Origin of the sequence: Hydrogenophaga defluvii (assembly GCF_042665235.1) — a bacterium.
Classification (GTDB): domain Bacteria; phylum Pseudomonadota; class Gammaproteobacteria; order Burkholderiales; family Burkholderiaceae_C; genus Hydrogenophaga; species Hydrogenophaga defluvii_A.
The window spans coordinates 23,276-32,579 of the sequence record NZ_JBHTBZ010000007.1; the positions used below are offsets into that span (position 1 = coordinate 23,276).

Below are 9,304 nucleotides of genomic sequence, written 5' to 3' on the forward strand. Positions count from 1 at the left end.
GTCAGCGAATTCAGGTCTTCATGGCCGCAGCCATCTCACGCGCGCGCTTGCGCTCCATGCGCGCCATCCACAGGCTGGCGGCCACCACACCGATGCTGACCACCAGCACGGTGAGTGTGGCCACCGCGTTCACGGTGGGGTTCAGGCCCAGCCGCGCGCGGCTGAAGATGGCGATGGGCAGGGTGGTGGACCCCGGCCCCGACAGGAAGGCCGAGAGCACCACGTCGTCGAGCGACAAGGTGAAAGACAACAACCAGGCCGAGGCCAGCGCCTGCGAAATCAAGGGCAGCGTGACCAGAAAAAACACCTGCCAGGGTTTGGCGCCCAGGTCGAGCGCGGCCTCTTCGAGTTGCGGGTTCATCTCGCGCAGGCGTGAGGTGATGACCACGGTGGCGTAGGCCATGCCCAGCAGGGTGTGACCGATCCAGATGGTAAGGGTGCCGCGGTCGGGCCAGCCGGTACCAAAGAGGTCTTCGGTCAAACGCTGCAGCGACACCATGGTGAGCAACAGCGACAGACCGATGATGACCTCGGGCATGACCAGCGGCGAATTCACCATGCCGGAGAAAAAGGTGCGACCGGTGAAACGCGGGAACTTGGTCAGCGCCACCGCCGCGAAGGTGCCCAGCAACACCGAGGCGGTGGCCGTCATCAGCGCGATCTTGATGGACAGCACAAAGCCTTCGATGATGACGGTGTCGCGCATCAGCTCGCCGTACCACTTGAAGGAGAAACCGGCCCAGGTGGTGACCAGCGGGCTGGCGTTGAAGCTGAGGATGATCAGCGTGAAGATGGGCAGGTACAGAAAGGCAAAACCACCGATCAGCCAGGCCTTGGAGACGCGTTCGCCAGCGGGGTTTCTCATGCGCGGCCTCCGGCAGACTGTTCGGCCTGGTATTTGTTGAACAAGGCCAAGGGCACGATGATCAGCAACACCATCACCACCGCCACACTGGCGGCCATGGGCCAGTCGTTGTTGGCAAAAAACTCGTCCCACAACACGCGGCCAATCATGAGTGTTTGCGGGCCGCCAAGCAGCTCAGGAATCACGAACTCGCCCACACAAGGGATGAACACCAGCAGCGCGCCGGCCACGATGCCCCCTTTGGACAGCGGCACGGTGATGCGCCAGAACGCCTGCCAGGGCGTCGCGCCAAGGTCGCGCGCGGCTTCGAGCAGACGCAGGTCCATCTTCACCAGATTGGCGTAGAGCGGCAGCACCATGAAGGGCAGGTAGGTGTAGACCATGCCCAGCGTCAGCGAGAAGGGCGTGTGCATCATCTTGATGGGCGCATCGATGAGCCCGAGGGCCAGCGCGATGTTGTTGAACACACCGTTGTCGGCCAGCAGCATCTTCCACGCGTACACACGCAGCAGGAAGGACGTCCAGAACGGCAACATGACGAGCATCAGCAGACCGGGCCGCACTTCGGCCGGGCTGCGCGCAAGAAAGTAGGCGAACGGGTAGCCGATGAGCAGGCAGATGGCGGTGGTGAGCGCCGCGTATTTGAGCGAAGACAGGTAGGCCTCGATGTAGAGCGAGTCCTCGAACAGGATGTAGAGGTAGTTGCTGAAGCGGACCTTGAGCTGCAAGACGCCTTCGCTCCAGGTCAGCAAATCCACAAAACGCACGCCGTCGCTTTCGGACACGCTGATTTTGAACACCACCAGAAATGGCAGCGCAAACACGGCGAGCAGGAACAACATGGGCACGCCGATGACAAACTTGCGGCCCAGGCGGGCCACAAATGCATCAAGCCATTGAACGTTGGAATGGGCACTCATGCGCGTGCTCACTGCGTGAGGACAACAACGTCCGAACCCCACCACCACACATGCACGGCGTCGCCCTGCGCCAGGCGCACCTCGTCGTGGCGGGCGTCGTTGGCCTTGGTGATCTTGACCACCATGCCCGACTCAAGCGCCACGTGGTAGGTGGTGGAACTGCCCAGGTAGGCCAGCCCACGTATGGTGCCGTGCGCGCAGTTGAAACCCACCTCGGCCGCGTTGTCGTAATCGGCCGCGGTGGGCGCCTCGACCTGGATGCCAATCTTTTCGGGCCGCACGGCCACATGGGCGTCCATGCCCAGCGTGCCGGTGATGCCGTGGCTCACGTAGTGGCGGCACTCGGGCGAATCGATGACCACGTGGTCGGGCTCGTCCACCGTGAGCTTGCCCTTGAACAGGTTGACGCTGCCGATGAAGTCGGCCACGAATTTGCAGTTGGGTGTTTCGTATATGTCGCCCGGCCGGCCCACCTGCAGAATCTGGCCCTGGCTCATGACGCCGATGCGCGAGGCCATGGTCATGGCCTCTTCCTGATCGTGGGTGACCATCACGCAAGTCACGCCCACTTGGTGGATGATGTCCACGAGTTCGAGCTGCGTGCGCTCGCGCAGCTTCTTGTCCAATGCGCCCAGAGGCTCGTCCAGCAACAGCAGCTTGGGCTTCTTGGCCAGGCTACGCGCCAACGCTACGCGCTGCTGTTGACCACCCGAGAGCTGGTGCGGCTTGCGCTTGGCGTAGGGGGTGAGTTGCACCAGTGCCAGCATCTTGTCGACCTGGGCGGCGATGTCGTCCTTGGGCAGACCGTCGCGACGCAGGCCAAAGGCCACGTTGTCCCACACCGTCATGTGCGGGAACAGCGCGTAGCTCTGGAACATCATGTTGACCGGCCGCTCGTTGGGCGGCAGGCGCACCAGGTCTTGCCCCTGGAGCAGGATCTGGCCCGACGTCGGCGTCTCGAACCCCGCCAGCATGCGCAACAAGGTGGACTTGCCACAGCCGGACGAACCCAGCAGCGCAAAGATCTCGCCTTGGGCGATGTCCAGCGACACCCCGTCCACCGCCGTGGCATCGCCGAACTGCTTGACCACCTGCTGGATGCGCAGGAAGGGCTGCCCGTTGGACGCCGCGCTGCCCGCGCCGGCCTTGTGGTTTGCGTTGGTTGCCAAGATGCGTGTTTCCTCTGTTTCGCTGACCGAAGCGGGACCCGCGACGAGCGCAAATCCCTAAAACCGGGGGCACCGCGGATCCGGCTCTGCCGGTCCGCTGGTGCCGCCACCCTCTGGGGGGTGACGCCGAAGGCGGCGCGGGGGGAGGCCGTTTACCGGCCGGTCTTGAACTGCGTGAAGATGCGGGTTTGCAGGCGACGGATGTCGTTGCCCAGCGCCTTGGGCGCGATCATGGCCTTCATCTGCTCGCTGTTGGGGAACACCGCCGGGTTGTTGCCCACTTCAGGCACCACAAACTTGCGTGCTTCCTTGTTGGGGTTGGCGTAGAAGACCTGGTTGGTCAGCGACGCATGCACCTCGGGACGCATGATGAAGTTCATGAAGGCGTGTGCGTTGGCCACGTTGGCGGCATCGGCAGGGATGGCCATGGAGTCAAAGAAAATCAGGCCCCCGGTCTTGGGCACCAAGGCTTCGATTTTCTGACCGGTCTTGGTGTCGATGGCACGCTGACGTGCGATCGAGATGTCACCCGACCAACCCACGGCCAGGCAGACCGATCCATTGACCATGTCGTTGATGTAGCCCGAGGAGCTGAAGAGCGTGACGTGCGGACGCACGGCCTTGAGCACGGCGGCGGCGGCGGTGTAGTCGGCCTGGTTGGTGCTGTAAGCGTCCTTGCCCATGTAGTGCAGCACGGCCGGCAGGATTTCGGAGCCGGCGTCGAGCATGCTTACACCACACGACTTGAGCTTGCTGACGTATTTGGGGTTGAAGGCCAGCTCCCACACGTTGTCGGGCATGGGCTCGCTGCCCAGCGCGGCCTTGACCTTGTCGACGTTGATGCCCACCGTGGTGTAGCCCCACAGCCAGTTGACCATGTGGTCGTTGTTGGGATCGACTTTGGCCAGCTGGGCCTGGATGTCGGGGTCCATGTTCTTGAGGTTGGGCAGCTTGGACTTGTCCAGCTTCTGGAACAGGCCACCGGCGATCTGCAGCGCCGCCCAGTTGGACGAAGGCACCACGATGTCGTAGCCGGTTTTGCCAGCCACCAGCTTGGCGTGCAGGATTTCGTTGCTGTCGAAGTTGTCGTAACGGACCTTGATGCCGGTTTCTTTTTCAAAGTTCTTCAGCACGTCGGGGCCGATGTAGTCGGACCAGTTGTAGACGTTGAGCACCTTCGAGTCCTGGGCCAAGGCGGCGCCCGCCAAGCCCACTGCCAACAGACCTGCGGTCACAGCCTTGACCACACCCCACGGTTTGAACGATTTGCGCATGTTGATGCTCCTGCAAGTTGAAGAAACCCGCTGCGTCATGGCCACCTCGGCCATGGGCTTAAGGAAAAGAGAGGGAAACGGGCATGCTAAATGAGTTTTTGCAAGCGCTGGATGGAGCAACTCCTATGCCAGCCATCCCTTGGCACGAACTTCTTCCAGCGTCGCGTCCAGGCAACGCTTGATCAGATCGATCATTTCATCGATCTGGGCATGGGTCATCACCAGCGGCGGCGCGATGATCATGCGGTCGCCCACGGCGCGCATGATGAGACCGTTGCCAAAGCAATGTTTGCGGCACACCATGCCCACCGCCAGGTTGGGGTCGAAGGCGGTTTTGGTGGCCTTGTCCTTGACCAGCACCAGGCCGGCCACAAAACCACAGGTCTCGGCCACACCCACCAGCGGGTGGTCGGCGAGCTCGGCAAAACGCTTCGCCAAATAGGGGCCGATGTCGTCTTTCACCCGGCCCACCAGGTTCTCGCGCTCCATCAGCTCGATGTTGGCCAAGGCCACCGCACAGGCGACCGGGTGGCCGCTGTAGGTGTAGCCGTGATTGAACTCGCCACCCTGTTCGATCAGCACCTTGGCCACGCGGTCGCCCACCATCACGCCGCCCAGCGGCACGTAACCGCTGGTGACGGCCTTGGCGAAGGTGACCAGGTCGGGGCGGTAGCCAAACTTTTCGTAGGCAAACCAGTGGCCCAGGCGGCCAAAGGCGCAAATCACCTCGTCGCTGATCAGCAAGATGCCGTACTTGTCGACGATGCGCTGGATTTCGGGCCAGTAGGTGGCCGGCGGGATGATCACGCCGCCCGCACCCTGCACCGGCTCGGCGATAAAAGCGGCCACCTTGTCGGCGCCCAGTTCGAGAATCTTGGCCTCCAGGAAACCGGCGGCGCGCACGCCGAAATCGGCCTCACTTTCGCCGGGCAAGGCGTTCTCAAAAAAGTAGGGCTGCTCGACGTGGGTGATGTTGGGGATGGGCAGATCGCCCTGGGCGTGCATGCCGCTCATGCCGCCCAGCGAGGCGCCCGCCATGGTGGAGCCATGGTAGCCGTTGTGGCGGCCGATGATGATCTTGCGCTGCGGCTGGCCCATCAGGTCCCAGTAGCGGCGCACCATGCGCACGTTGGAATCGTTGCTTTCGCTGCCGCTGCTGGAATAGAAAACGTGCTGGAAGGTGCGCCCGCCCACCGAGGGTGCCAATGATGCCAGCTTGGCCGCCAGCTTCACCGCCGGCACGTTGGTGGTCTGGAAAAAGCTGTTGTAGAAGGGCAGCGTCATCATCTGCGCGTGCGCCGCGTCGGCCAGCTCCTTGCGGCCATAGCCGGCGTTCACACACCACAGGCCGCTCATGGCGTCGAGGATTTTGTTCCCTTCGGAATCCCACACATAGATGTTGTCGGCGTGGGTGATCACGCGCGCGCCGCGTGTGGCCAGGTCACCGTGGTCGGTGAAGGGGTGAAGGAAGTGGGCGCTGTCCAGCGACTGGATTTCGCGGGTGTTCAGGTGTTCGGGTTTGATCGGTGCGTTCATGGCGGTCTCGTGGTCGGCGTGGCTTCAGACGGGCTCAAACGTGGAGCAACAGGTGTTCGCGTTCCCAAGGCGAAATCACCTTCATGAACTCCTCAAACTCCAGTTCCTTGATCTCGGTGTAGATGGTCACGAACTCCTTGCCCAGCACGTCGTGCAGATCGGTCTCGCGGCGCAGCCAGTCCAGCGCCTCACCCAGGCTGCGCGGCAGCGAATAAGGCGCCAGGTAGGCGTCGCCTTTCATCTCGGGTTTGGGCTTGATCTTGTTTTTCATGCCCAGGTAACCACAGGCCAGCGTCATGGCCATGGCCACGTAGGGATTGGCGTCGGCGCCGATGACGCGGTTCTCCACCCGGCGCGCGGCCGGGCTGGAGATGGGCGAGCGGATGCCCACGGTGCGGTTGTCGTGGCCCCATTCGATGTTGATGGGCGCGGCGGTGTGGCGAGAGAGGCGGCGGTAGCTGTTGACGTAGGGCGCCACCAGCACCATGGCCGCCGGGATGTAGCGCTGCAGGCCACCGATGTAGTGGTAGAAGGCCTCGGAGGCGGAGCCGTCTTCGTTGCTGAAGATGTTCTGACCCGTGGCCTTGCTCACGATGCTCTGGTGCACGTGCATGGCGCTGCCGGGCTCGCCCGCGATGGGCTTGGCCATGAAGGTGGCGTACATGTCGTGGCGCAGCGCGGCTTCGCGCACGGTGCGCTTGAAGAAAAAGACCTCATCGGCCAGGCCCAGCGGGTGGGCGTGGAAGAAGTTGATCTCCATCTGGCCCGCACCCACCTCGTGGATCAGGGTGTCCACGTTGAGCTCCATCTTTTCGCAGTAGTCGTAGATCTCTTCGAACAGCGGGTCGAACTCGTTCACCGCGTCGATGCTGTAGGCCTGGCGTGAGCTTTCCGCGCGGCCGCTGCGGCCAATCGGTGGTTTGAGCAGGGTATTGGGGTCGGTGTTGCGCGCGGTCAGGTAGAACTCCAGCTCGGGCGCCACCACCGGGTCCCAGCCCTCGGCGGCGTAGAGGTCGCAGATCTTGCGCAGCACGCTGCGTGGCGCGAAGGGCACCAGCTTGCCGGTGTGGTCAAAACAGTCGTGGATGACCTGGGCGGTCGGGTCGGTGGCCCAGGGCACGATGCGCACGGTGCTGGGGTCGGGGCGCAACTGCATGTCCTTGTCGGTCGGGTCCACCACGTCGTAGTAGGGGCCGCTCTCAGGAAATTCGCCGGTCACGCCCATGCCCACGATGGCCTGGGGCAGCCGCATGCCGCGGTCTTCGGTGAACTTTTCGCGCGGCAGGATTTTGCCGCGCGCCACACCGGTGAGATCGGGCACCAGGCATTCGACTTCGGTCACGCGGCGGTCGTTGAGCCAATGTTCAAGGTCGTTGAAGGAGTTGAGGGTGGTGGCTGCGTTCATGTTCTGGTTCTCGTTGTGTTGTGCGGGTGCTCAGGCCGTGGTCATGCCACCACGGGCAGGCCCAGGCGGTTGGCGCGACGCTCGCGAACGGCGTCGCCGAAGGCGCGAAAAATGGCGCCGTAAAAAGGGTTGTCCCAGCAGCGCCACTCGGGGTGGAACTGCACGGCGTAGGCAAAGCTGCGGGCGCCCAGCACCTCAAAAGCCTCGACCTGCCCATCGGGTGCATGGGCCAGGGCGCGCAGGCCATCGGCCAGGCGGTTCACACCCTGACCGTGCAGGGAATTGACCATCACCGTCTCGGCGCCGGCCCAGCGGGCGAACACGCTGCCCGGCGCCAGGTGAATGGGGTGACGCGGGGCGTATTGCTCGTCAAAGGGCGCACCCTTGGGTTCGCGGTGGTCCATGCGGCCGGGCACGTTTTGCACCTGCTGGTACAGGCTGCCCCCCAAGGCCACGTTGATCTCTTGAAAGCCCCGGCACACACCCAGCAAGGGCACGGCGTGCGCCACACAGGCACGCACCAGGGCCAGGGTGAGCGAATCGCGTTCGGGGTCCAGCGGCAAGGCCGGGTCGGTCACGTCTTCGTCGAAGTGAGAAGGGTGGACGTTGGAGGGCGAGCCGGTCAGCATGACGCCATCGACCAGTGGCAGCAGTTCCTCCACCTGGGCCGCGTCGGCCAACGGGAACATCACGGGTTGGGCCTGCGCCCCCACCTTGACCGCACGGGCGTATTTGTCGCCCAACAGCAGGAAGGGCATCTGATGGCCGTGGTCACCCAACAAGCGGTGGTCGGCGGGCATCCAGACCATGCCTGGGATTGCTGTCATCTGAAAACTCCGAATTTGTGAACCGATTGTGGTGCCAAATTGGATCACAATGGGGGCCAGTTGGGGCAAGGCCATGGTGCCAATTCTCGGGGTAAACCCGGGGCGCCCTGGTCATCTACCGGGTGAGTGGCCATGTTGTCCGAATTCCTTCTCTCTGAAATGACACGTCTGGCGCAGCAGGACGCGCTGCCGCTGCACCGCCAGCTTTACGAGGCGCTGCGCCGCGCCTTGCTGGACGGCAAGCTGGCCGCTGGCGAACGCCTGCCCTCCAGCCGCGACCTGGCGCAAGACCTGAACCTGTCGCGCAACACGGTGGTGGCCGCCATCAACCAGCTCACGGTCGAGGGCTACCTGGTGAGCCAGGTGGGCAGCGGCACCTATGTTGCCGACAGCGTGCCCAAGGCCACGCCACGCCCTGCGGCAGTGACACAGCAGCAGGCCGGCCAGCTCTCGCGCCGAGGCGAGGCACTGGCAAGCACGTTCTGCGCCAACCAGCTGGAGGTGCAACCCTTCACGCCGGGCATCGCCGATTTCAGCGCCTTCCCGGTGGCCCTGTGGCAGCGCCTGCAAAACAAACACTGGCGCATGACCTACCCCGACATGCTGGACTACAACGATTCGGGCGGCTATGCCCCGTTGCGCCGCGCCGTGGCCGACTACCTGCGCGTCTTCCGCAGCGTGCAGCTCGACGCCGATCAGGTCATCATCACCAGCGGCACGCAACAATCGCTGGAGCTGTGCGCTCAGCTGCTGGCCGACCACGGCGACACCGTGTGGGTAGAAGACCCGGCGTACTGGGGCGCGGTCAAGGCCTTCATGGCCACCGGCCTGAGCATGCACGCGGTGCCGGTGGACCAGCAGGGCATCGCGCCCGGCAGCGACGACGCCCACCCCGTGCCCAAGCTCATCTACGTGACGCCGTCACACCAATACCCCACCGGCGCGGTGATGTCGCTGAGCCGGCGCCACCAGCTGCTGGCCTGTGCGGCGCAGCACAAGGCGTGGATTCTGGAAGATGACTACGACAGCGAATTCCGCTTCAGCGGCCCGCCCATTTCATCGCTCGAAGGCCTGGACAAGGACGGCTGCGTGCTTTACATGGGCACCTTCTCCAAGGTGCTCTACCCCGGCCTCAAGCTGGGCTACCTCGTGGTGCCCAAACCCTTGGTGGGCGCCTTCAAGCAGGCCCACTACGACCTCAACCGCCCCGGCCAGATGCCCCTGCAGGGGTCTCCTCGTTTTCAGTGCAATAAGTGACGGTACGAAAAGCTAGCACTGGCGCGGAGGTGGTGTTGGTAGATCGTTGAT

General features: G+C 63.7%; 8 protein-coding genes. 1 reads left to right on the forward strand and 7 read right to left on the reverse strand.

Features of this window, described 5'->3' with window-relative positions; all coding sequences use genetic code 11:
• Window positions 1-10 precede the first annotated feature (10 nt).
• The 7 genes from ACFQU0_RS02840 to ACFQU0_RS02870 all read right to left on the reverse strand — a co-directional run bounded on the left by ACFQU0_RS02840 (window position 11) and on the right by ACFQU0_RS02870 (window position 7,996).
• Window positions 11-865 (reverse strand): ABC transporter permease subunit, encoded by an 855-nt coding sequence (locus tag ACFQU0_RS02840; protein WP_382198607.1) that lies wholly within the window; start codon window positions 863-865, stop codon window positions 11-13.
• Entirely contained in the window at window positions 862-1,785 is a 924-nt protein-coding gene (locus ACFQU0_RS02845; protein ID WP_382198608.1) for an ABC transporter permease subunit, read from the reverse strand. Before ACFQU0_RS02845 ends, ACFQU0_RS02840 begins: the two co-directional genes overlap by 4 nt.
• Before the next feature lie 8 nt (window positions 1,786-1,793).
• The gene (locus ACFQU0_RS02850) at window positions 1,794-2,954 is read right to left on the reverse strand and encodes an ABC transporter ATP-binding protein (RefSeq protein WP_382198609.1); all 1,161 of its coding nucleotides are present in this window, start codon (window positions 2,952-2,954) and stop codon (window positions 1,794-1,796) included.
• A gap of 152 nt (window positions 2,955-3,106) precedes the next feature.
• Window positions 3,107-4,228, reverse strand: coding sequence for a polyamine ABC transporter substrate-binding protein (locus tag ACFQU0_RS02855; protein WP_382198610.1), 1,122 nt, complete (start codon window positions 4,226-4,228; stop codon window positions 3,107-3,109).
• 123 nt (window positions 4,229-4,351) lie between these two features.
• The gene (locus tag ACFQU0_RS02860) at window positions 4,352-5,764 is read right to left on the reverse strand and encodes an aspartate aminotransferase family protein (RefSeq protein ID WP_382198611.1); all 1,413 of its coding nucleotides are present in this window, start codon (window positions 5,762-5,764) and stop codon (window positions 4,352-4,354) included.
• 34 nt (window positions 5,765-5,798) lie between these two features.
• The gene (locus ACFQU0_RS02865) at window positions 5,799-7,169 is read right to left on the reverse strand and encodes a glutamine synthetase family protein (RefSeq protein ID WP_382198612.1); all 1,371 of its coding nucleotides are present in this window, start codon (window positions 7,167-7,169) and stop codon (window positions 5,799-5,801) included.
• A 41-nt stretch (window positions 7,170-7,210) separates the two neighbouring features.
• Entirely contained in the window at window positions 7,211-7,996 is a 786-nt protein-coding gene (locus tag ACFQU0_RS02870) for a gamma-glutamyl-gamma-aminobutyrate hydrolase family protein (RefSeq protein ID WP_382198613.1), read from the reverse strand.
• Window positions 7,997-8,128: 132 nt separating this feature from the next.
• On the opposite strand from ACFQU0_RS02870, the gene pdxR reads away from it, so the two are divergent.
• The gene (gene pdxR, locus ACFQU0_RS02875; RefSeq protein WP_382198614.1) at window positions 8,129-9,253 is read left to right on the forward strand and encodes a MocR-like pyridoxine biosynthesis transcription factor PdxR; all 1,125 of its coding nucleotides are present in this window, start codon (window positions 8,129-8,131) and stop codon (window positions 9,251-9,253) included.
• The last annotated feature ends 51 nt before the right edge of the window (window positions 9,254-9,304 follow it).

Coding starts and splice junctions, on each gene's coding strand:
- ACFQU0_RS02845 (WP_382198608.1), bottom strand. CDS start 1,785: ATGAGTGCCCATTCCAACGTTCAATGGCTTGATGCATTTGTGGCCCGC.
- ACFQU0_RS02870 (WP_382198613.1), bottom strand. CDS start 7,996: ATGACAGCAATCCCAGGCATGGTCTGGATGCCCGCCGACCACCGCTTG.
- ACFQU0_RS02840 (WP_382198607.1), bottom strand. CDS start 865: ATGAGAAACCCCGCTGGCGAACGCGTCTCCAAGGCCTGGCTGATCGGT.
- ACFQU0_RS02865 (WP_382198612.1), bottom strand. CDS start 7,169: ATGAACGCAGCCACCACCCTCAACTCCTTCAACGACCTTGAACATTGG.
- pdxR (WP_382198614.1), top strand. CDS start 8,129: ATGTTGTCCGAATTCCTTCTCTCTGAAATGACACGTCTGGCGCAGCAG.
- ACFQU0_RS02855 (WP_382198610.1), bottom strand. CDS start 4,228: ATGCGCAAATCGTTCAAACCGTGGGGTGTGGTCAAGGCTGTGACCGCA.
- ACFQU0_RS02860 (WP_382198611.1), bottom strand. CDS start 5,764: ATGAACGCACCGATCAAACCCGAACACCTGAACACCCGCGAAATCCAG.